At 67.5% G+C, this 20,456-nt stretch carries 17 protein-coding genes; 6 read left to right on the plus strand and 11 right to left on the minus strand.

Going from position 1 to position 20,456, the window contains the following annotated elements; translation table 11 throughout:
- Positions 1 to 15 precede the first annotated feature (15 nt).
- A complete protein-coding gene (locus tag AC1Q9M_RS04880; RefSeq protein WP_492432659.1) occupies positions 16 to 1,179 on the minus strand; it encodes a JmjC domain-containing protein in 1,164 nt (387 codons plus the stop codon).
- A gap of 14 nt (positions 1,180 to 1,193) precedes the next feature.
- Here AC1Q9M_RS04880 and AC1Q9M_RS04885 point away from each other — a divergent pair, with 14 nt between their 5' ends.
- Complete coding sequence (locus AC1Q9M_RS04885) at positions 1,194 to 1,745, plus strand: FKBP-type peptidyl-prolyl cis-trans isomerase (protein ID WP_382323748.1); 552 nt, start codon at positions 1,194 to 1,196, stop codon at positions 1,743 to 1,745.
- Between the two features lie 117 nt (positions 1,746 to 1,862).
- Here the strand turns inward: AC1Q9M_RS04885 and dut are convergent, their stop codons facing one another.
- The 7 genes from dut to xseB all read right to left on the minus strand — a co-directional run bounded on the left by dut (position 1,863) and on the right by xseB (position 9,419).
- Positions 1,863 to 2,312 (minus strand): dUTP diphosphatase, encoded by a 450-nt coding sequence (gene dut, locus AC1Q9M_RS04890; protein ID WP_382323747.1) that lies wholly within the window; start codon positions 2,310 to 2,312, stop codon positions 1,863 to 1,865.
- A 111-nt stretch (positions 2,313 to 2,423) separates the two neighbouring features.
- Entirely contained in the window at positions 2,424 to 3,506 is a 1,083-nt protein-coding gene (locus tag AC1Q9M_RS04895; protein WP_291111820.1) for a TRAP transporter substrate-binding protein, read from the minus strand.
- Between the two features lie 188 nt (positions 3,507 to 3,694).
- On the minus strand, positions 3,695 to 5,512 hold the full coding sequence (locus AC1Q9M_RS04900) for a TRAP transporter large permease (RefSeq protein ID WP_492432661.1): 1,818 nt from the start codon (positions 5,510 to 5,512) through the stop codon (positions 3,695 to 3,697).
- 18 nt (positions 5,513 to 5,530) lie between these two features.
- Complete coding sequence (locus AC1Q9M_RS04905) at positions 5,531 to 6,136, minus strand: TRAP transporter small permease subunit (protein WP_382325535.1); 606 nt, start codon at positions 6,134 to 6,136, stop codon at positions 5,531 to 5,533.
- A gap of 188 nt (positions 6,137 to 6,324) precedes the next feature.
- Complete coding sequence (gene dxs / locus AC1Q9M_RS04910; RefSeq protein WP_444688565.1) at positions 6,325 to 8,214, minus strand: 1-deoxy-D-xylulose-5-phosphate synthase; 1,890 nt, start codon at positions 8,212 to 8,214, stop codon at positions 6,325 to 6,327.
- A 45-nt stretch (positions 8,215 to 8,259) separates the two neighbouring features.
- Positions 8,260 to 9,156, minus strand: a complete 897-nt coding sequence (locus tag AC1Q9M_RS04915) for a polyprenyl synthetase family protein (protein ID WP_444688566.1) — start codon at positions 9,154 to 9,156, stop codon at positions 8,260 to 8,262.
- Positions 9,157 to 9,161: 5 nt separating this feature from the next.
- On the minus strand, positions 9,162 to 9,419 hold the full coding sequence (xseB, locus tag AC1Q9M_RS04920; RefSeq protein ID WP_382323745.1) for an exodeoxyribonuclease VII small subunit: 258 nt from the start codon (positions 9,417 to 9,419) through the stop codon (positions 9,162 to 9,164).
- Positions 9,420 to 9,719: 300 nt separating this feature from the next.
- Here xseB and AC1Q9M_RS04925 point away from each other — a divergent pair, with 300 nt between their 5' ends.
- Genes AC1Q9M_RS04925 through AC1Q9M_RS04940 form a run of 4 tightly spaced genes read left to right on the plus strand, consistent with a single transcriptional unit; the run spans position 9,720 to position 15,285 of the window.
- Entirely contained in the window at positions 9,720 to 10,868 is a 1,149-nt protein-coding gene (locus tag AC1Q9M_RS04925; protein ID WP_492432664.1) for an aromatic ring-hydroxylating oxygenase subunit alpha, read from the plus strand.
- A 46-nt stretch (positions 10,869 to 10,914) separates the two neighbouring features.
- Positions 10,915 to 11,805 carry a DMT family transporter gene (locus AC1Q9M_RS04930; RefSeq protein ID WP_444688179.1) on the plus strand — a complete coding sequence of 297 codons (891 nt, stop codon included), beginning with the start codon at positions 10,915 to 10,917 and terminating at the stop codon, positions 11,803 to 11,805.
- A gap of 25 nt (positions 11,806 to 11,830) precedes the next feature.
- Positions 11,831 to 12,688: a sulfurtransferase gene (locus AC1Q9M_RS04935; protein WP_382323743.1), complete on the plus strand. Its 858-nt coding sequence runs from the start codon at positions 11,831 to 11,833 to the stop codon at positions 12,686 to 12,688.
- Positions 12,689 to 12,714: 26 nt separating this feature from the next.
- Positions 12,715 to 15,285 carry a PAS domain S-box protein gene (locus AC1Q9M_RS04940; RefSeq protein WP_382323742.1) on the plus strand — a complete coding sequence of 857 codons (2,571 nt, stop codon included), beginning with the start codon at positions 12,715 to 12,717 and terminating at the stop codon, positions 15,283 to 15,285.
- Between the two features lie 15 nt (positions 15,286 to 15,300).
- Here AC1Q9M_RS04940 and AC1Q9M_RS04945 read toward each other — a convergent pair whose 3' ends face one another.
- From AC1Q9M_RS04945 to polA, 3 genes are all read right to left on the minus strand, one after another.
- Positions 15,301 to 16,122, minus strand: a complete 822-nt coding sequence (locus tag AC1Q9M_RS04945) for a ZIP family metal transporter (RefSeq protein WP_291117636.1) — start codon at positions 16,120 to 16,122, stop codon at positions 15,301 to 15,303.
- 63 nt (positions 16,123 to 16,185) lie between these two features.
- Positions 16,186 to 17,085, minus strand: a complete 900-nt coding sequence (locus AC1Q9M_RS04950) for a dienelactone hydrolase family protein (protein ID WP_382323741.1) — start codon at positions 17,083 to 17,085, stop codon at positions 16,186 to 16,188.
- Positions 17,086 to 17,161: 76 nt separating this feature from the next.
- A complete protein-coding gene (gene polA / locus AC1Q9M_RS04955; RefSeq protein WP_444688180.1) occupies positions 17,162 to 20,002 on the minus strand; it encodes a DNA polymerase I in 2,841 nt (946 codons plus the stop codon).
- A 114-nt stretch (positions 20,003 to 20,116) separates the two neighbouring features.
- Between polA and AC1Q9M_RS04960 the strand changes: the two genes are divergently transcribed.
- A complete protein-coding gene (locus AC1Q9M_RS04960) occupies positions 20,117 to 20,443 on the plus strand; it encodes a hypothetical protein (protein WP_382159612.1) in 327 nt (108 codons plus the stop codon).
- Positions 20,444 to 20,456 lie beyond the last annotated feature (13 nt).

Genomic DNA, 20,456 nt, shown 5'->3' on the forward strand with positions numbered 1-20,456 from the left:
GGCGCCCACAGCGCCTCAAGCGGGTTCGATGCGGTGCAGCCAGCCGGCGTCGAACCAGTCCTGCAGCAGGGCCTGCGCACCTTCGCTCGCGCGGACCACCTGCCGCTGGTCCAGCGCGCGCTGGTCGGCCAGCGCGCGCATGAGGCGGGCATCGGCACCACCGGCACGAAAGCTCTCGCCGTTGATGAAGATGTGGCGTTCGTCGTACATCATGCGCGTGCGCCGGTCCAGCCGCAAGGCGCCCGGCGCCCAGTCACCCTCGGGTTCGTCGAACCAGATGCGCGGCTTGGACTCGGTCATGACCTCGCCCAGCGCGCAGGCCAGCGACTCGCGTTCCGCCAGTAGGCGCTGCAAGGCGTCCACCGCGAAGGCTTCGAGCGCGGCAGGCATGGCCGCCGGGGTCGCGGTGGCGGCTTGCCCCGGGTCACGAAAGAGCGTGTCGTCGTCCAGCTCGTCGGCCATGCGCTGCAGCAGTTCACCCGCCAGGCCGCCGCGCTGCGGCGCGCGAAAACCGATGGAGTAGGTGCTGCAGTCCCCGCCCACCGCATCCCCGTCGTGCGCCCAGCGCGGCGGCAGGTACAGCATGTCGCCCGGGTTGAGCACATGCTCTTCCTCGGGCTCGAAATGGCTGAGGATCTTGAGCGGCACGTCGGGCTGCAGAGACAAATCCTTCTGCCGGCCGATGCGCCAGCGCCGCTGCCCGGTGGCCTGCAGCAGGAACACGTCGTAGCTGTCGAAGTGCGGGCCCACGCCGCCGGCGTCGCTGGCCCAGGAAATCATCAGATCGTCCAGGCGCGCGTCGGGCACGAAACGGAAGCGCTGGAGCAACTCGTGCGCGGCATCCAGGTGCTGGTCGACACCCTGCACCAGCAGGGTCCAGCCCGGTTGGCGCAGCGGCGGCAGCTGTGGGCGGGTCAAGGGGCCTTGCCTGAGCGTCCAGCCCTGGGGCTTGCGCACGATCAGGCGCGACTCGACCGCTTCATCGGCGGCCATGTCGAACAGCTGCTGCCGGCTCAACAAGGGCGTGAAACCCGGGATGGCGTTGCGGATCAGCAGCGGCTTTTTCTGCCAGTGCCGGCGCATGAACTGCGCCGGGCTGAGGCCGCCGAGCAGGTCGCAGGGCAGGTCCGGCGCGGGGGCGGACAAAGAGGGGGGGCTGGATGGGGAAGCATGGAGCATGGGACAATTGTCGGATGAAAATCAACCAACAATGCGTGGTCGCGCTGACCTGGACCCTCAAGGACACGCTGGGCGAAGAACTCGACGTGCTCGATGAGCCGGTGGAGTTCCTCGTGGGCGGCAACGACCTGTTGGCCAAGATCGAGGAAGCCCTGCTGAACCACTCGGCGGGCGACACGATCGACCTGCACCTGGAGCCGGCCGACGCCTTCGGCGACTACGACGACCGCCTGCTGTTCCTCGAACCCCGCCACCTGCTGCCCGACGAGATCGAAGAAGGCATGGGTTTCGAGGGCCTGCCCCCGGGCTGCAACCCCTCGGCCCCCAAGGACCGCCTGTACTTCATCAGCGACATCTACCCCGAGCACGTGGTGTTGGACGGCAACCACCCCCTGGCCGGCATCGCCCTGCGCATCAGCCTGAAGGTGCACGCGGTGCGCGAGGCCCGGGAAGACGAAATCGGCCAGGGCACGCTGGGCACCGGCTTCTTCCGCATGCAGGTGGACGCGCCCGACGAACTGCAGGGCCCGGGCCTCACGCCGCCCGGCCCCCACACACTCCACTGATCAGGACACACCCCCGCCGCGCTGCGCGCGTCCCCCTCAAGGGGGCGGTGCCTGTGGCCCGGCAAAGCCGGTTCCGCGGCACCTCTTGATCAAACCGCCTCGCGCGACGACGGTCTTTTATCCTCTGCCCGTGGAACCGTAACCACCGGCGCCGCGCTCGCTCGCGGTGGCGAAGTCGTTCACCACGTTGAACTCCGCCTGCACCACGGGCACGATCACCATCTGCGCAATGCGCTCCATGGGCTCGATGGTGAAGGCCACGTCGCTTCGGTTCCAGGCGCTCACCATGAGCTGGCCCTGGTAGTCGCTGTCGATCAGGCCGACCAGGTTGCCGAGCACGATGCCGTATTTGTGGCCCAGGCCGGAGCGCGGCAGGATCATGGCGGCGTAGCCGGGGTCGGCCAGGTGGATCGCCAGGCCGGTCGGCACCAGTTGCCACGCGTTGGGCGCCAGCACCAGCGGCGCGTCGAGGCAGGCCCGCAGATCGAGGCCGGCACTGCCGGGCGTGGCGTAGGAAGGCATCTGGCTGACCAAACGCGGATCCAGGATGCGGACATCAAGTTTCATAAAAACCGAGACGGTGTCAGTGGGAACGAAAAGGCCCGCTGCACGCAGCGGGCCCCTGCCCAGATACACCATGGACCCGGTCGAGCCGGACCGCAGGTGCAGCTTTCAAGATCAGATCTTCACGCCAGCCATGTACTGGTTGAACGGGAACTCCGAGAAACGGTTCCACAGAATCTGATCGCGCTGGAAGGTGCGCATGTCCTGGTGGATCTTCTTGAAGGTGGGCGACTTGGCTTCGTGCTCGGCGAACACTTCCATGCAGGCCTTGAAGCCGGCATCGATCACCGCCTTGGGGAACGCCTTGAGCTGGGTCTTCTCGGCCACCAGCTTCTTCAATGCGATCGGGTTCACGGCATCGTACTTGGCGGTCATGTCGGTCGCGGCCACGGCCATGGCGGCGTTCAGGATGGCCTTGTTTTCATCCGACAGGGCGTTGAACTTCTTCAGGTTGATGAAGAACTCCAGATCGGCGCCGCCTTCCCACCAGCCCGGGTAGTAGTAGAACGGAGCCACCTTGTGAAAGCCGAGTTTGGCGTCGTCGTGCGGACCGACAAATTCGGCCGCGTCCAGCGTGCCTTTTTCCAGCGCCTGGTACACCTCACCGGCCGGCAGGTTCTGCGACACCACACCCAGCTTGGCCATGCCCTCGCCGAACACGCCGCCGCCCATGCGCATCTTCAGGCCCTTGAGGTCGGCGGCAGTCTTGATCTCCTTGCGGTACCAGCCGCCCATCTGCGTGCCCGTGTTGCCGGCGCTGGCGGTGCGGAAGTTGTACTGAGCGAAGAATTCATCGAGCAGCTTGCCGCCATTGCCATGCTGCTTCCAAGCGGTGTTCTGCCGGGCGGTCAGGCCAAAGGGCACCGCGCAGCTGAAGGCGAAAACAGGGTCCTTGCCGGTGAAGTAATAGGCGGCCGTCTGGGCCATGTCGATGTTGTCGCCCTGAAGCGCGTCCACGACGCCAAAGGCAGGCATCAATTCGCCCGCTGGGTGAACGGAAATCTCGAACTTGCCACCCGACAGTGCCTTGACGGTCTGCGACAGCTTCTCGGCACTGCCGAAGATGGTGTCCAGCGAACGAGGGAAACTCGAAGCCAGGCGCCAGCGCACCGCAGCTTGCGCATGCACGGCCGGTGCCACACCAGCGGCCAGCACGCCGGCCAGGCCGGCACTCTTCACGATAGAACGACGATCCATTGAGATTGCTCCAGGATTGCTTGATGAAAGCTTGAAAGAAAGGCGCAGCCTCTTGCGTGGCACACACCGGGATGAAGAACGGTCTTTTGATTCTATTGATATCTGCCGTGTCTCAAGGGCAAGGCCGCCGAGGGTTTTCCCTCGACAGCCTGCGCTTCGTCACGCCGCAGGCACGCCGCTGGCAGAGCTCACTTGCGGCCGAGGGCTTCCTGCATGGCCTTCATGGGGTCGTCTTCCGTGGCGGCCTTGGCGTCGGGGCCTGCTTCGCCAGCCGCTTCCGGCTTTGCAGAGGGCTGCTCCTGACCTTCTTCTGACGGCGCGGTCTGCTCGTCCGCACCGTAGCCACCTTCGGAGCCCGGGTTGAGGTCTTCCATCATCTGCTCTCCCACGGCCTTGAGGTCGTAGTCACCGACCTTGTCGAGGCTGCCCGTGACCAGCCCCGGGAAGGCGATCAGCACACCGACCATGAACAGCTGGATGATCAGGAAGGGGATCGCTCCCTTGTAGATCTGCATGGTCGTGACCGGGGCCATGACCTTGTTGGTCACCCGGTCCACATAGGGCTTGTCGGGCGCCACCGAGCGCAGGAAGAACAGCGCGAAGCCGAACGGCGGGTGCATGAACGAGGTCTGCATGTTCACCGCCAACAGCACGCCGAACCAGATCAGGTCGATGCCCAGCTTGTCGGCCACCGGTGCCAGCAGCGGCACCACGATGAACGAGAGTTCAAAATAGTCGAGGAAGAAGGCCAGGAAGAAGATCAGGATGTTGACCACGATCAGGAAACCAACCGGGCCGCCCGGCAGGTCGGCCAGCAGATGCTCCACCCAGATCGGACCATCGGCCGCCTGGAACACCAGGCCGAAGATCGTGGCCCCGATCAGGATGAACATCACGAAGCTGCCGAGCTTGGTGGTCGTGGCCAGGGCCTGTTTGAGCAGCTTCATGTCCAGCCGCTTGCGCATCAGGGCCATGATGATGGCGCCCATCGCCCCCATGGCACCGCCCTCGGTAGGGGTGGCGATGCCCAGGAAGATGGTGCCGAGCACCAGGAAGATCAGCAGCAGCGGAGGGATCAGCACGAAGGTCACCCGCTCGGCCAGGCGCGAGAGCAGGCCCAGCTTCGCGTACTTGTTGGCCAGGGCCATCACGAGAGCCACGAAGGCACCGCCAGCCATGGCCACGACGACCTTCTCGTCGGTGGGCACGGAGGTCACCTCGCGGCCCAGCCACCAGGTGTGGACTTCGGGCATGTAGCGCGCCAGCACGATGGAGACCATGAACGAGACCACCATCAGCACCAACAGCGACTGGTAGCCGCCGCTGCCATTGGGCTCGCGGTAGATGCGCGCCTCGGTCGGCAGCGCAGGCACGCTGGCGGGCTTGAAGATGGCCAGGCAGGCGATGTAGAGCACGTAACAGCCGACCAGCATGAAGGCCGGGATGAAGGCCCCCTTGTACATGTCACCGACGCTGCGGCCCAGCTGGTCGGCCATGATGATGAGCACCAGCGAGGGCGGAATGATCTGCGCCAGCGTGCCCGAGGCCGCGATCACGCCACTGGAAAACTGGCGGTCGTAGCCATAGCGCAGCATGATGGGCAGAGAAATCAGGCCCATCGAAATGACCGAAGCCGCCACCACACCCGTGGTCGCGGCCAGCATCGCACCCACGAAAACCACCGCCAGTGCCAGGCCGCCACGCATCGGTCCGAAGACCTGGCCGACGGTGTCGAGCAGGTCCTCGGCCATGCCGCTGCGCTCCAGGATCAGGCCCATGAGCGTGAAGAAGGGCACCGCGAGCAAGGTGTCGTTGGCCATGATGCCGATCAGGCGCTGCGGCAGCCAGGCCAGCACCGAAGACGGGAACACGCCCATCTCGATGCCGACGATGCCGAAGGCCAGGCCACAGGCGCCCAGGCTGAAGGCCACCGGGAAACCCAGCAGCAGAAAGATGATGAGCCCCGCAAACATGATCGGGGCGAAGTTCGCCGCAATGAATTCCATCGTCGATTCCTTGGCCGGTTACTGCGAGACTGGCGTGCCTTTGGCGGCATCGCGCTGGCTCAGGATCTCGGCCAGTTCTTCCTCGGCAGACTTCTCGCCGGCCTTGATCGTGGGGTCGGGACCCCGCCCGGTGAGGAAGGCCACGCGCTTGATGAGTTCGGACCAGCCCTGGAGCATCAGCAGGATGAAGCCTGCCGGGATCGCCAGCCACACTGGCCAGCGGATCAGGCCACCGGGGTTGCCCGACATCTCGCCCGAGGTGTACTTCTCCATGAAGATCGGGATGCCGTAATACAGCACGAGCAGGCACACCGGTGTGAGGAAGAAAGCGAAGCCGAGGATGTCAATCCAAATCTGCGCCTTCTTGGGCAAACGGCTGTTGAGGACATCGATGCGCACATGCTCCCGGTTGAGCAGCGTGAAACCGGCCGCTATCAGGAACGACCAGGCAAAGAGATACCACTGGATCTCGAGGAAGGCGTTGGAGCTGGTGTTGAAGGTGTAGCGCACAAGCGCGTTGACGGCGCTGATGACCGTGGAACCCATGATCAGCCAGATCGCGTGTCTGCCCACCCAGGCGTTGAGCCTGTCGATGGCCCGAGAGAAGTTGAGAAGTGCACCCATCCTGATTCCCATTTCTTGTGAACATAGACCCCACACCCCATTTATCGATGGATAAAGAAACACGCAGCGAGCGAAGTACCGCAGCTGCGTGTGGGTGGTATGGAGCGGCTGATTGTAGGGGATGCCTTTTTTGCATCAAAGGGCCTGCGTGCAGGGTAAACCCGTTTTCCACGCTCCGGCGCTGCAGTTCAGCCGACCGCTTTCACCACGGGCGCGAGCAGATTGCCAAAACGCGTGCGGATGGCGCGTTCGATGCCCGTTCCATCCAGCCCCAGACCGGCCAGCAGCCGAGCCGGATCGCCGTGGTCGACGAAGGTGTCCGGCAGGCCCAGCTGCAGCACGGGCAGTGCGAAGCCCTCTGACTGCAAGGCCTCCATCACGGCGCTGCCAGCGCCACCCATCACACTGCCTTCCTCGACTGTGACCAAGGCGTCGTGCGACGAGGCCAGCTCGCGCAGCAGTTCCACATCGAGCGGCTTGACCCAGCGCATGTTGGCCACGCTGGCGCCCAGCTTCTCGCCGGCGGCCAGCGCGGGCTGCAGCAAAGTGCCGAAGGCCAGAATGGCCACGCGCCGGCCCTTGCGGCGCAGCTCGCCACGGCCAAAGGGCAGGCCTTCGAGCCCGGCGGGCTGGGCCACACCCGCACCTGCACCGCGCGGATAACGCACCGCCACAGGCTGGTTCTGCGCGAACGCGGTGCTCAGCAGCTGGCGGCACTCGGCCTCGTCGGCCGGGCAGGCCACGGCCATGTTGGGGATGCAGCGCAGGTAGGCGATGTCGTAGGCGCCCGCGTGCGTGGCGCCGTCGGCACCGACGAGGCCGGCGCGGTCCAGCGCGAACACCACCGGCAGGTTCTGCAGCGCCACGTCGTGGATGAGCTGGTCGTAGGCGCGCTGCAGGAAGGTGGAGTAGATCGCCACGACCGGTTTGAGCCCCTCGCAGGCCAGGCCGGCGGCGAAGGTCACGGCGTGCTGTTCGGCGATGCCGACATCGAAGTAGCGCGCGGGGAAGCGGCGCTCGAACTCGACCATGCCCGAGCCTTCGCGCATGGCCGGCGTGATACCGACCAGGCGCGGATCGGCCTCGGCCATGTCGCACAGCCATTGGCCGAACACCTGGGTGAAGGTGGTCTTGGACGGTGTGGCGGGCTTGGTGATGCCCACCGCGGGGTCGAAGGTGCCCGGGCCGTGGTAGGCCACGGGGTCTGCTTCGGCGAGCTTGTAGCCCTGGCCCTTCTTGGTGACCACGTGCAGGAACTGCGGGCCGCTGTCGGTGTCGAGCAGGTGGCGGATGTTCTCCAGCGTGGGGATCAGCGATTCGAGGTCATGGCCATCGATCGGCCCGATGTAGTTGAAGCCGAATTTCTCGAACAGCGTGGCCGGCACCACCATGCCCTTGGCGTGCTCCTCGAAGCGCTTGGCCAGTTCGAACAGGGGCGGCGCCCCCTTGAGCACCTGCTTGCCCACGTTTTTCGCGGCGGCGTAGAACTGCCCGCTCATGAGCTGGGCCAGGTAGCGGTTGAGCGCCCCCACAGGCGGGGAGATCGACATGTCGTTGTCGTTGAGCACCACCAGCAGGCGGCCCTCGGCCACGCCGGCGTTGTTCAGCGCCTCGAAGGCCATGCCGGCGGTCATGGCGCCGTCGCCGATGATGGCGATGGACTTGCGCGGCTCGCCCTTGATCTTGGAGGCCAGCGCCATGCCCAGCGCGGCCGAGATGCTGGTGGACGAGTGCGCGGTGCCGAAGGTGTCGTACTCGCTCTCGTCGCGGCGCGGAAAGCCGCTGATGCCGCCGAACTGGCGCAGCGTGCCCATGCGGTCGCGCCGGCCGGTCAGGATCTTGTGCGGGTAGGTCTGGTGGCCCACGTCCCAGACCAGGCGGTCATCGGGGGTGTTGAAGACGTAATGCAATGCCACCGTGAGTTCCACCGTGCCGAGGTTGGAGCTGAGGTGACCGCCCGTGCGCGCCACGCTCTGCAGCAGAAAAGCGCGCAGTTCATCAGCCAGCGGCGAAAGTTGCGTGCGCGCGAGTTGGCGCACATCGGCGGGGGATTCGATGGTCGACAACAGGGAATTCATGGGCGGGGGCGCTTGGGTCATGGTGGATCGGCCTTGTTTCGGGCCTCAGGACGCACGCCGCCCCACCCAGTCGGCCAGGGCGTGCAGGGTGGCGGTGTGGTCGAGGCCGGAGCGGCGCAAGGTGTCGTGGGCCTGGGCCAGCACACGGTCGGCATAGGCCTGTGCCTGGTCCAGCCCCATCAGGGAGACGAAAGTGGGTTTGTCGGCCGCGGCGTCCTTGCCGGCGGTCTTGCCCAGCGTGGCCGAGTCGGCGGTGACGTCGAGGATGTCGTCCACCACCTGGAAGGCCAGGCCCACGCAGGCGCCGTACTCGGCTAGCAGGGCCAGGGCCTGGGGCGAGGGCGTGCCGGTGGCCGCGCCCATGGTCACGCTGGCCTGCAGCAGGGCACCGGTCTTGCGGCGGTGCATGGCTTCGAGCGCGGGCTGGTCAAGTGCCACGCCCACACTGGCGAGGTCGACGGCCTGCCCGCCGGCCATGCCGTCGGCCCCGGCCGCGAGCGCCAGCAGGCGGCACAGGCGCGCGCTCATGCCATCGCTCAGGCTGCCGTCGCCCGGCACCAGCAGTTCGAAGGCCAGGGCCTGCAGCGCGTCGCCCGCCAGCAGGGCCTGGGCCTGGCCGAACTGCACGTGCACCGTGGGTTTGCCCCGCCGCAGCACGTCGTTGTCCATGCAAGGCATGTCGTCGTGCACCAGCGAGTAGGCGTGGATGAGTTCGACCGCGCAGGCCGCGCGCATCGCCGCCGCCGCGTGGCCGCCCACCGCTTCGCAGGTGGCCAGCACCAGCAGCGGGCGCAGGCGCTTACCGCCGTCGAGCACGGCGTAGCGCATGGCGTCGCCCAGCCCGGCGGGCGCGTCGGCGGACACCCAGCGCTCCAACGCGCGTTCCACCGCGTCCTGTTGCGCTTGGCGCCAGGCCACGAAATCGTGGGTATCGGAGAGCACGGCGTTCACGGCGCGTCCCAGGGCTTGAGCGTGCCGCCTTCGAGCACCTTGATCTGGTTTTCCACGTCATCCAGCCGCGAGCGGCAGAACGCGAGCAACTCCGCGCCCCGCTGGTAACGGGTCAGCAACTGGTCCAGCGGCAGTTGTCCGGCATCGAGCTGGGCCACCAGTTGCTCCAGTTCTTCCAGCGCCGCCTCGTAGCTGGCGGGCGCATGGGGAGAAGGGGCCGCACGGGGGGCGCGGGAGGGGGAAGGTGTGGGCATGGATTCTGTGGGCTGAGGCCCTTCGCAAACCGCGGTACTTGCTTCGCCGCGCGGTGGGGCGGGCTGCATGGGCCCGGCCTTGGGGTGCTGAAGATGGCCTGGTGAAACCGGCATTTTATGCCCGGCAGGGATATTCCCCCCCGGGGTACAATCCGCTCTCTTTTTTTCTCCACACCTCTTCACTACGGACAGCCCCTGTCCGGAGGGACGCACCACCCCACCCATCCCGCGCGAATTCGTCTGACGAGCACAGCGCTTACCCTGCCCCTTCATAGGGGGAGTCTCTAGGTCAGGACCACCATGTCTGATTTAAGTCTTCAACTGCAGCAGGCCGCAAGCCAACTTCCGGTTTCCAGCTACTTCAGCGAGGCGCTGTTCCAGCGCGAAAAGGAAACGCTCTTCCAGCGCGGGCCCCGGTATGTGGGGCACCAACTCGCGGTTCCCCATGTGGGGGACTACCACGTACTGCCGCATGAGGCCGGTGGTCGCGCCTTGGTGCGCACCGACAAAGGGGTGGAGCTGGTCTCCAACGTGTGCCGCCACCGCCAGGCCGTCATGCTCAAGGGCCGGGGCAACCTCGGCGAAACCCGCAGCGGCAGCGCCGGCGGCAACATCGTCTGCCCTCTGCACCGCTGGACCTACAGCGGCACGCACGGTGAACAGGCCGGGCGCCTGCTCGGCGCCCCGCACTTCGAGCAGGACCCCTGCCTGAACCTCAACAACTACCCGCTGCGCGAGTGGAACGGTTTGCTGTTCGAGGACAACGGCCGCGACGTGCAGGCCGACCTGGCCAACATGGGGCCGCGCGCCGCGCTCGACTTCGAGGGCATGGTGCTCGACCACGTGGAGCTGCACGAGTGCAACTACAACTGGAAGACCTTCATCGAGGTCTATCTGGAGGACTACCACGTCGCCCCCTTCCACCCGGGCCTGGGTGGTTTCGTCACCTGCGAAGACCTGCGCTGGGAGTTCAAGCCGGCGTACTCGGTGCAGACCGTCGGCCCGGCCAACCTGCTGGGCAAGGCCGGCAGCCCGGTGTACCAGCGCTGGCACGAGCAGCTGATGCAGTACCGCCAGGGCAAGATGCCCGAACACGGCGCGATCTGGCTCACCTACTACCCGCACATCATGGTGGAGTGGTACCCGCACGTGCTCACGGTCTCGACCCTGCACCCCGTCAGCGTGGACAAGACCCTCAACATGGTCGAGTTCTACTACCCCGAGGAAATCGCGGCCTTCGAGCGCGAGTTCGTCGAGGCGCAGCGCGCGGCGTACATGGAGACCTGCATCGAGGACGACGAGATCGCCGAACGCATGGACGCCGGGCGCAAGGCCCTGCTCGCGCGTGGCGACAACGAGGTCGGCCCCTATCAGAGCCCGATGGAAGATGGCATGCAGCACTTCCACGAGTGGTACCGCCGCCACATGGCGGGCGCCATCCCGGGCTGACGCCATCGGCACCGGCATGTGCCCTTCGCCCACAGGAGCCTGATCCATGCAGGCCCTGTGGATGCTGCTCGCCTCGCTGTTCTTCGCCTCCATGGGCGTGTGCATCAAGTTCGCGTCCAGCCACTTCAACAGTTTCGAGATCGTCTTCTACCGCGGCGTGGTGGGTGCGATCTTCCTGATCGCGATGACGCGCGTGAACGGCGTGTCGCTGCGCACCAGCATGCCCATGATGCATGTCTGGCGCAGCATTGTCGGCACGATCTCGCTCACCGCCTGGTTCTTCGCCATCGCCGCCCTGCCCCTGGCCACGGCCATGACGCTGAACTACATGAGCAGCGTGTGGATCGCCACCTTCCTGCTCGGTGGCGCCCTGCTCATGCAGGGGCGCAACGCCCCCATCCGCGAGCAGGGCCCCTTGTTCCTCACGGTGCTCATGGGCTTTGGCGGCGTGGCCATGATGCTGCGCCCCACGCTGGCCGACCACCAGGTGGTGGGCGCGCTGGTGGGCCTGCTCTCGGGCATCTTCGCGGCCTTCGCCTACCTGCAGGTGGCCGCGCTCTCGCGCGCCGGGGAGCCCGAGAGCCGCACCGTCTTCTACTTCTCGATCGGCGCCGTGCTCGCCGGCGGAATCGGCATGCTGTTCGCGGGCGTGAGCCCCTGGCATTGGCCCAGCGCCCTGTGGCTGCTGCCCATCGGCCTGCTGGCGTTGTTCGGCCAGCTCTGCATGACGCGCGCCTACTCGCGCGGCGCGACCATGGTGGTGGCCAACCTGCAGTACTCGGGCATCGTGATCGCCGGCATCTACGGCATCGTCTTCTTCGGCGACCAGCTGCCGCTGATGGGCTGGCTGGGCATGGCGCTGATCATCGTCAGCGGCATCACCGCCACCGTGCTGCGCACCCGCACCGTGCCGAATGCACCCGCGGAAGAACACTGAGGGGCATCTGCCCCACAATGCGCGCATGCACACGACCCTGATCTCCGCACCCGAACTCCAGCAACTCATCGCCCGTGGCGCCCCGTTGCGCATCTTTGACTGCAGTTACGAGCTGATGAAGCCCGAGGCAGGCCTGGCCCAGTTCGAGGCCGAGCACCTCCCGGGCTCGGTGCACGTGCACCTGGAGCACCACCTGAGCGACAAGTCCGGCCCCGACCGCGCCAGCGGCGGGCGCCACCCGCTGCCCTCGCGCGCCACCTTCGCCGCCCGCCTGGGCCAGCTGGGCCTGGACAACAGCCAGCAGGTGGTGGTACTGGACCGCCAGGCCATCACCACCAGCGGTCGCCTGTGGTGGATGCTCAAGTGGTGCGGCCACGAGGCCGTGGCCGTGCTGGACGGCGGGCTGGCGGCCTGGAAGGCGGCCGGCGGTGCCGTGGAAAGCGGTCCCGCGAACCCTCCGAAGCCAGCGGTCTTCGAACTGCGCGAGCCGCTGGTGCAGACCGTGAGCACGGCGGACATCGCCGGCGCGCTCGGGCGCCCCGCCATGACCCTGATCGACGCCCGCGCAGGTGCGCGCTTTCGCGGCGAGACCGAGCCGCTGGATCCGGTGGCCGGCCACATCCCCGGCGCGCTCAACCGTCCTTTCGGTGACAACGCGGCGCCGGACGGTCGCTTCAAGCCCGCGGCCGAACTGCGTGCCGAGTTCGACCGCCTGCTCGCCGGCCGCGACCCCGCCACCGTGGTGCACCACTGCGGCAGCGGCGTGAGCGCCGTGCCCAACCTGCTGGCCATGGAAATCGCCGGCCTGGGCCGCGCGAAGCTCTACCCGGGCAGCTGGAGCGAGTGGTGCAACACGCCGGGCCTGCCCACGGCGCAGGGCTGACAGCGGGCGCCTGCCGACCGACCCCCATGCCTCCGACCTCCTCCCGCCTTCTGGAACCGACGGACCAGACCCCTGCGCCGGACGGCCAGCGCAAGCGGGTGCTGGAGCTGCTGGCGCTGTTGACCGGCATCGCCGCGCTGATCGTGCTGGTGATCGACCTGATGTTCGCCAGCCCGGGGCAGCGCGAAGCCTGGATCGCGGCCTGCCTGGTTCTGGTGTCGGGTGTGGCCTATGCCCTGGTGCGCTGGGACCGCATGCACTACGTGGCCCCCCTGATCGTGATGGGCACACTGGCCACGGCCGTGCTCTCGGTGGTCACCTACGGCTCGGTGCGCACGGCGGTGGGCTTCCTGTTCGTCGCGGCGGTGGCCGGCGCGGGCACCTTCCTCGGGCGCACCGCGCTCATTGCCACGGTCGCGGCGAGCGTGGGCGCGCTCGGTGTGCTGACGCTGGCCGAGGTCAATGGCTGGTTCAGCGCGACGCCCTATTTCGAAGTCGGCCTGCGCGTGTGGATCACGCACTCGGCCACCGTGATCGTGGTGGGCGTGATGGTCTATCACAGCGGGCGCCAGTTGCGCGAGGCGTTCGACCGGCAGAAGGCCGAGCTGGAGCTGCGCAAGAAAACCGAGCACCAGCGCGACCTCAACCTGGAGCGTTTCGCCCGCATCTTCCGCACCAGTCCCAGCCCCATGATCGCGCAGTCGGCCCGTTCCGGGATGATCCTGGACGTCAACCCCGCTTTCGAGCGCTGCTACGGCTACACCCGCGACCAGGCCCTGGGCCGACCCGACAGCTTCCTGTGGGCGGATCCCGAACAGCGGGAGACGTACCTGGCCACCCTGTTCGCCGCGCGGCGCGCCGAACAGTACCCCGCGCGCGGCCAGCGCGCGGACGGCAGCACCTTCGAAGGCCTGGTCTCCAGCGAGATGGGCGACGACCGCGAAGACAAGCTGGTCATCACCACCATCAGCGATGTGAGCGCCCAGAACGAGGTCATGGAGCGGCTGCGCCGCTCCGAGGAGCGCTTCGCCAAGGCCTTCCATTTCAGCCCGCTGAACATGACGATCTCGCGCCTCTCGGACGGCGCCATCATCGAGGTCAACCGCGCGCAGGACCGCGCGCAGGGCCTGCTGCCGGAAGAGATCAGGGGCAAGACCTCGGTGGAGATCGGCGCCTGGCTGACCCCCAAGGACCGGGAAGCCTTCGTGGAACAGCTGCTGTGCGAAGGCCACATCGACGGCTACGAAACCCGCATGCGCCACAAGGACGGCTCGCTGGTGGACACCCGGATCTGGGCCGAGCTGCTGGACATCGACGGCGAGCCCTGCATCCTGGCCTGCACCGTCAGCATCACCGCCGAGAAGGAGCGCGAGGCGCTGCTGCTCAACGTGGCGCGCGGCGTGGCCGCCGAGACCGGCGAAGCCTTCTTCAGCGCGCTCACGCGCCACCTCTGCGAGGCCATCGGCTCGGACATGGTGGTGGTGGGCGAATGCCGCGACGACGGCCGCGTGCGCAGCCTGGCGATCCGCCAGGACGGGCAGGCCCGGCCCAACTTCACCTTCTCCATCGAAGGCACGCCCTGCGCGCGCTCCCTGCTCCAGCAGGACATGCTCATCTGCACGGACGGCCTGGCGCAGCAGTTCCCCCAGGCCACCAGCCTCATCGAGTCGGGCTGCCAGGCCTACCTGGGCAAGGCCCTGCGCGATGCCGACGGCACCGCCATCGGCGTGATCTTCGCGCTCTGGCGCCAGCCGGTGGAACTGCGCCCGGACACGCAGGCCCTGATCGCCATCTTCGCCGGCCGGGCCAATTCGGAGCTGGTGCGCCTGCGCCGCGATCGCGAGATCCAGCGCCTCAACGAGACGCTGGAGCACCGCGTGCGCGAGCGCACCGCCGACCTGCAGCAGCTCAACGCCGAGCTCGATTCGTTCGCGTACTCCGTGTCGCACGACCTCAAGTCACCGCTGCGCGCGATCGACGGCTTCACCCGCCTGCTGGAGGAGGAGGTGGGGCCGCGCCTGAGCGCCGACGAGCGCCAGCTGCTCGACCGGGTGCTCAGTTCCACCCAGCGCATGGGCTCCTTGATCGACGACCTGCTGGCCCTGGCGCGCGTGAGCCAGGGCGTGCTGGCGCAGCAGACCGTGGACCTCAGCGCCATGGTGCAAGGCATCCTGGCGCAGGAGCAGCTCAAGCAACCCGAGCGTGTGATCGAGCAGCGCATCACGCCCGATCTGCGCGCGCATTGCGACCCCCGCCTGGCGCGCATCGTGCTGGAAAACCTGCTGGCCAACGCGCTCAAGTACAGCCGCACGAAAGACCGCTCGGTGATCGAGTGGGGCCTGCTGCCACCGGTGGGTGGCGAACCCCGGATGTTCTATGTGCGGGACAACGGCGTGGGCTTCGACATGGCCTATGCCGACAAGCTGTTCAAGCCTTTCCAGCGCCTGCACATGCCCAGCGAGTTCGAAGGCACGGGCATCGGCCTGGCCACGGTGCGGCGCATCATCGAGCGCCATGGCGGCCACATCACCGGCGAAGGGCAACCGGGTGCAGGAGCGCGCTTCTGCTTCTCGTTCGGGGACAGCGTCGCCGGCTAAAGCCGGCCAGTCTGTCTAGTGCGCCAAGCCGCTCACCACGGTCACCAGCGCGATCCCCACCAGCAACCACGCGATCTGCGCCACCGTGGCCGGCAGGCTCAGCCGCTTCTGCAGTTGCGGGATCAGGTCGGCCAGGGCCACGTAGACGAAGCTGCTGGACGCAGCGACCAGGAAATACGGCAGATAGTCCTGCAGCTGCGTGAGCAGGAAATAACCCAGCAGGCCGCCCAGCGCGGTGACCGTGCCCGCCAGCGAGACCTTGACCAGCGCGGCGCGCGAGTTGCGCGAGGTGTGGCGCAGCACCACCAGATCGCCCATGTGGTGCGGCACCTCGTGGGCCAGCACCGCCAGCGCGGCCACCACGCCCAGGCGCATGTCGGCCATGAAGGCCGAGGCGATCAGGATGCCGTCGCCGAAGGCGTGCACGCTGTCGCCGGCCAGCACCGTCCACCCGCCCGAGCGCGGCCCGTGGTCGTGACCGTGGTGGTGATGGCTGTGGCCAGGGTGGTGCGCGTGGTGGTCCTGAGGTTCGTGGTCGAGCAGGGCTTCCTCTTCCTGGCTGTGCTCGTGCCCGTGGTGCCACAGCTCGGCCTTGTCGAGCAGGAAGAAGAACACCAGACCGCCCAGCAGCATCGCGAACAGCTCGTGCGCGCCGGCCTCGCTCTCGAAGGCCTCGGGCAGCAGGTGCATGAAGGCCGTGGCCATCAGCGCCCCCGCCGCCAGGCTGAGCATGTGCTGGGTGTAGCGCGCCAGCATGGCCATGCTCAGCAGGGCCGCCAGCCAGACGCTGCCCACGCCCGCTGCGACGGTGCCGATGAGGATTGCCAACAGGGTCATTTGCTTGTCACCACGAAAAAAGGCCGCCCCAGGGCGGCCTTCGTTGAACGGAGGGTGGCCCGATCAGGCCACGCCGTGCTGCTTGAACCAGGCCAGCGCCCGCTTCCACCCGTCTTCCGCCGCTTCCTTGCGGAAACTCGGCCGGTAGTCGGCGTGAAAGGCGTGCGGTGCGTCCGGATACACCACGAAGGTCGATGCCTTGGCCGCCGCGTTGCCGGCCGCCAGGGCGGCTTTCATCTTATCAACCGTGTCAAGGGGGATGCCCGTGTCCGCGCCGCCGTACAGGCCCAGCACGGGGCCATTGAGCCTGGCCGCCACGTCCACGGGCTGTTTCGGGTTGAGCGGGGTCGCATCGCCCACCAGGCGGCCGTACCAGGCCACGCCGGCCTTCACGGCCGGGTTGTGCGCGGTGTACAGCCAGACCTGGCGTCCACCCCAGCAGAAACCGGTGATGCCCACCTTGCCCGCGTCTCCGCCATTGGCGGCGGCCCACTTCACGGTGGCATCCAGGTCGCCCAGCACCTGCGCATCGGGCACCTTGGAGATCACTTCCGAGATGAGCTTGGCCATTTCGCCGTAGCCCTGGGCATCGCCCTGGCGCACGAACAGCTCGGGCGCGATGGCCAGGTAACCGGCCCGGGCGAAGCGGTTGGCGGTGTCGGCGATGTACTCGTGCACGCCAAAGATCTCGGACAGCACCAGCACCACCGGCAGGCCGGTCTTGCCGGCCGGCGCGGCGCGGTAGGCGGGCATCTTGAAGCCGTTGACGTCGATCGTCACCTCGCCCACGGTCAGGCCATCGGTGGGCGTCTTGATCGCCGTCTGCGCCATCAGGGGCAGCGCGGAGGCCGCATAGCCCACGCCGAGCGCGGCTTTCAGGGCGGTCCGGCGGGTGGCACCGTGTTCGGTGGACTGGCCGGGCAGCAAGGCGTCGAGGTCCTGCACGTGTTGTTCTTCGAGCATCGTCGTGTCTCCTTCTTCGGGGGTTGAAAAACTACCTGACTTCGGGGCGCGCCCGAAGTTCAACCGGCGTGAGCGCTCAATGGGCCTTGTCCCAGTTGGGGCCGACGCCGACCTCGGCCAGCAACGGTACTTTCAGCGCGGCCACGCCGGCCATCAGGTGCGGGATCTCGGTCTTCAACCAGTCGACCTCGCCCTCGGGCACCTCGAACACCAGTTCGTCGTGCACCTGCATGATCATCTTCGTGCCCCGGCGCTGTTCGTCCAGCGCCTTCTGCACCGCGACCATGCTGAGCTTGATCAGGTCGGCCGCCGTGCCCTGCATGGGGGCGTTGATGGCCTGCCGCTCCAGCGCCGACAGCTTCGCGCCCTTGGCGTTCTTGATGTCGGGCAGCACCAGGCGCCGGCCGAACACCGTCTCGATGTAACCCACGTCCTTGGCCCGCTGGCGCGTTTCGTCCATGTAGCGCCGCACCCCCTCGAAGCGCTCGAAGTAGCGCGTGATGTAGTTCTTGGCCGCCGTGTTGTCGATGCCCAAGGCCTTGGCCAGACCGAACGAGCCCATGCCATAGATCAGGCCGAAGTTGATCACCTTGGCGTAGCGGCGCTGCTCGCTGCTGACCTGCGCCGTCTCCACGCCGAACACCTCGGCGGCGGTCGCGCGGTGCACGTCCAGCCCTTCGTGGAAGGCGCGCAGCAGGGCTTCGTCGCCGCTGATGTGGGCCATGATGCGCAGCTCGATCTGCGAGTAGTCGGCGCTGGCGATCACGCTGCCCGCGGGCGCCACGAAAGCCTCGCGCACGCGCCGGCCTTCGGGCGTGCGGATCGGGATGTTCTGCAGGTTGGGGTCGTTGCTGGAGAGCCGCCCGGTCACCGCCACGGCCTGGGCATAGTGCGTGTGCACGCGCCCGGTGCGCGGCAGCGCCATCTGGGCCAGCTTGTCGGTGTAGGTGCCCTTGAGCTTGGACAGGCTGCGGTGCTCCAGGATCTTGGCAGGCAGCGGGTAGTCTTCGGCGAGTTTCTCCAGCACCTCCTCGTCGGTGCTGCGCGCGCCGGTCGCGGTCTTCTTGATGACGGGCAGGCCGAGCTTGTCGAAGAAGATCTCGCCGAGCTGCTTGGGGCTGCCCAGGTTGAAGGGCTGGCCGGCGATGGCGTAGGCCTCCTGCTCCAGCGCCACGATGCGCTGGCCCAGCTCGTTGCTTTGCGCGGCCAGCGTGGGGGCATCGATCAGCACGCCGTTGCGCTCGATTCGGTACAGCGCCTCGCTGCTGGCGATCTCGAGTTCGTAGATGAACCGGAGCTTTTCGTCCGCCTGCAGCTGCGGCCACAGCACCCGGTGCACGTCCAGCGTCTGGTCGCTGTCCTCGCACGAGTACTCGGCGGCCTTGGCCACGTCCACCTGCGCGAACGGGATCTGGTGCGCGCCCTTGCCGCACAGGTCTTCGTAGTTGATGCCCTGCCGGCCCAGGTGGCGCTCGGCCAGGCTGGCCAGGCCGTGCGGCTTGTGCACCTCCAGCACGTAGCTCTGCAGCATGGTGTCGTGCACATAGCCCCGCACCTCGATGCCGTGGTTGGCGAACACGTGGCGGTCGTACTTCACATGCTGGCCGAGCTTGTGCTTCGCCGGGTCTTCCAGCCAGGGTTTGAGCTTGGCCAGCACCTCGTCGAACGGCAGCTGCTCGGGCGCGTCGGGCCCGGCGTGGCGCAGCGGAATGTAGGCGGCCTCGCCCGGCGTCACGCTGAAGCTGATGCCCACGATCTCGGCACGCATCTCGTCGAGCGAGGTGGTCTCGGTGTCCAGCGCCACCAGCTCGGCCGCCAGCACGCGCTGCAGCCAGCTGTCGAACAGCGCCCAGGTGAGGATGGTGTCGTAGCGCAGGTTGGTGGTGCGCTCGGCGCTGCCGCTCAGGTCGGGCTCGTCGAACAGGCCGGGCGAGCCCTCGTCCGCCGGGCCTTTGGCCTTGGCCTTCGCCTGGCTCTTTTCGATCAGCTCCGGTGGCACGTCGTGCTGCGACAGCGACTTGACCAGGCCCTTGAAGCCGTAGGTCTCGCCGAACGCCTTGAGCGCCTCGCTGTCCTGCCCGTTGATCGTGATGGCCTCCAGCGAGGGCAGGCCCTCGATGTGGTTCTGGAGATCGCAGTCGGTCTTGATGGTGAGCAGTTCCCGCCCCTTGGGCAGCCACTCGAGCGCGTTGCGCAGGTTCTCGCCCGCCGCGCCCTTGATCTCGCCCGCGCGCGCCACCAGCGCCTCCAGCGAGCCGTATTCCGTCAGCCATTTCACGGCGGTCTTGGGGCCGACCTTGGGCACGCCCGGCACGTTGTCCACCTGATCCCCCACCAGCGTCTGGTAGTCCAGCATCAGGCTGGGCGGCACGCCGAACTCCGCGGTCACGCCGGCCACGTCGCGCCGGCGGTCGTTCATGGTGTCGATCACGGTGATGTGCTCGTTGACCAGCTGGCTCAGGTCCTTGTCGCCGCTGGAGATGATGCAGTCGATGCCCTGCTGCGCGGCCACGTGGGCCAGCGTGCCGATCACGTCGTCGGCCTCCACGCCCGGCACGTCCAGCACTTTCCAGCCCAGCAGCTTCACCACCTCGTGGATCGGGGCGATCTGCGCGCGCAGGTCGTCGGGCATGGGCGAGCGGTTGGCCTTGTACTCGGGGTACAGCGCGTCGCGGAAGGTCGGGCCCTTGGCGTCGAAAACACAGGCGGCGTAGTCGGCGCGCACGTCCTTGCGCAGCTTCTGCATCATGTTGATCATGATGCGGATGGCGCCGGTTTTCAGGACCGTGCCATCGGGCAAGGTGGTGCTCATGGCCTCACCGCCGGCGAAGAACGCGCGGTACAGGTAGCTGGAGCCGTCGACCAGCAGCAGGGTCTTCTGGCCGGTGGGGGTGTCGGGGGTTTGGGCGTCGGGCATGGGGCGATTGTGGCGGAGATCGCGCCCCGCCCCGCCGGTCCGCGGCCCGTATCCGGCGGTAACCGGCTTCCCCCTGCCGGCAGCGCACCCGGCCCGGCTTGCCTACAATGCCGCATGAACCCGATCCACCGCCATCCCCTTGCCGCCCTCGTGGCCGGCCTGTGCATTGCCCTGCCTGCCCTGGCCCAGGTGGCCCCGGCGGAAACCCCGCGCGAGCCCGCCTCGCCGCGCGACAACATCGAGCGCATCACGCACGAGGACAAACTCACCCGCATCGACGAGCTGCGCGTGGGCGGCCAGACGCAGAGCATCGAGGTGCAGCCCAAGAACGGCGCCCCGGCCTACCAGATCCAGCCCGACAACGGCCAGACCGGCGCGGGCGACAGCGGCAAGCGCACTGGCAGCGCCGGGCGCAGCAGCTGGCGCATCCTGAATTTCTGAGCGTTCCCGCCAC

This window comes from Hydrogenophaga sp. GW823-FHT04C09 (assembly GCF_058796355.1).

Bases quoted from the DNA above. Each gene is read 5' to 3' on its own strand.
- xseB (WP_382323745.1), bottom strand. From the start codon at position 9,419: ATGCCCACACCTTCCCCCTCCCGCGCCCCCCGTGCGGCCCCTTCTCCC.
- AC1Q9M_RS04900 (WP_492432661.1), bottom strand. From the start codon at position 5,512: ATGGAATTCATTGCGGCGAACTTCGCCCCGATCATGTTTGCGGGGCTC.
- AC1Q9M_RS04935 (WP_382323743.1), top strand. From the start codon at position 11,831: ATGCACACGACCCTGATCTCCGCACCCGAACTCCAGCAACTCATCGCC.
- AC1Q9M_RS04950 (WP_382323741.1), bottom strand. From the start codon at position 17,085: ATGCTCGAAGAACAACACGTGCAGGACCTCGACGCCTTGCTGCCCGGC.
- AC1Q9M_RS04930 (WP_444688179.1), top strand. From the start codon at position 10,915: ATGCAGGCCCTGTGGATGCTGCTCGCCTCGCTGTTCTTCGCCTCCATG.
- AC1Q9M_RS04905 (WP_382325535.1), bottom strand. From the start codon at position 6,136: ATGGGTGCACTTCTCAACTTCTCTCGGGCCATCGACAGGCTCAACGCC.
- AC1Q9M_RS04925 (WP_492432664.1), top strand. From the start codon at position 9,720: ATGTCTGATTTAAGTCTTCAACTGCAGCAGGCCGCAAGCCAACTTCCG.
- AC1Q9M_RS04885 (WP_382323748.1), top strand. From the start codon at position 1,194: ATGAAAATCAACCAACAATGCGTGGTCGCGCTGACCTGGACCCTCAAG.
- AC1Q9M_RS04945 (WP_291117636.1), bottom strand. From the start codon at position 16,122: ATGACCCTGTTGGCAATCCTCATCGGCACCGTCGCAGCGGGCGTGGGC.
- dxs (WP_444688565.1), bottom strand. From the start codon at position 8,214: ATGAATTCCCTGTTGTCGACCATCGAATCCCCCGCCGATGTGCGCCAA.
- AC1Q9M_RS04960 (WP_382159612.1), top strand. From the start codon at position 20,117: ATGAACCCGATCCACCGCCATCCCCTTGCCGCCCTCGTGGCCGGCCTG.
- polA (WP_444688180.1), bottom strand. From the start codon at position 20,002: ATGCCCGACGCCCAAACCCCCGACACCCCCACCGGCCAGAAGACCCTG.
- AC1Q9M_RS04895 (WP_291111820.1), bottom strand. From the start codon at position 3,506: ATGGATCGTCGTTCTATCGTGAAGAGTGCCGGCCTGGCCGGCGTGCTG.
- AC1Q9M_RS04940 (WP_382323742.1), top strand. From the start codon at position 12,715: ATGCCTCCGACCTCCTCCCGCCTTCTGGAACCGACGGACCAGACCCCT.
- AC1Q9M_RS04880 (WP_492432659.1), bottom strand. From the start codon at position 1,179: ATGCTCCATGCTTCCCCATCCAGCCCCCCCTCTTTGTCCGCCCCCGCG.
- dut (WP_382323747.1), bottom strand. From the start codon at position 2,312: ATGAAACTTGATGTCCGCATCCTGGATCCGCGTTTGGTCAGCCAGATG.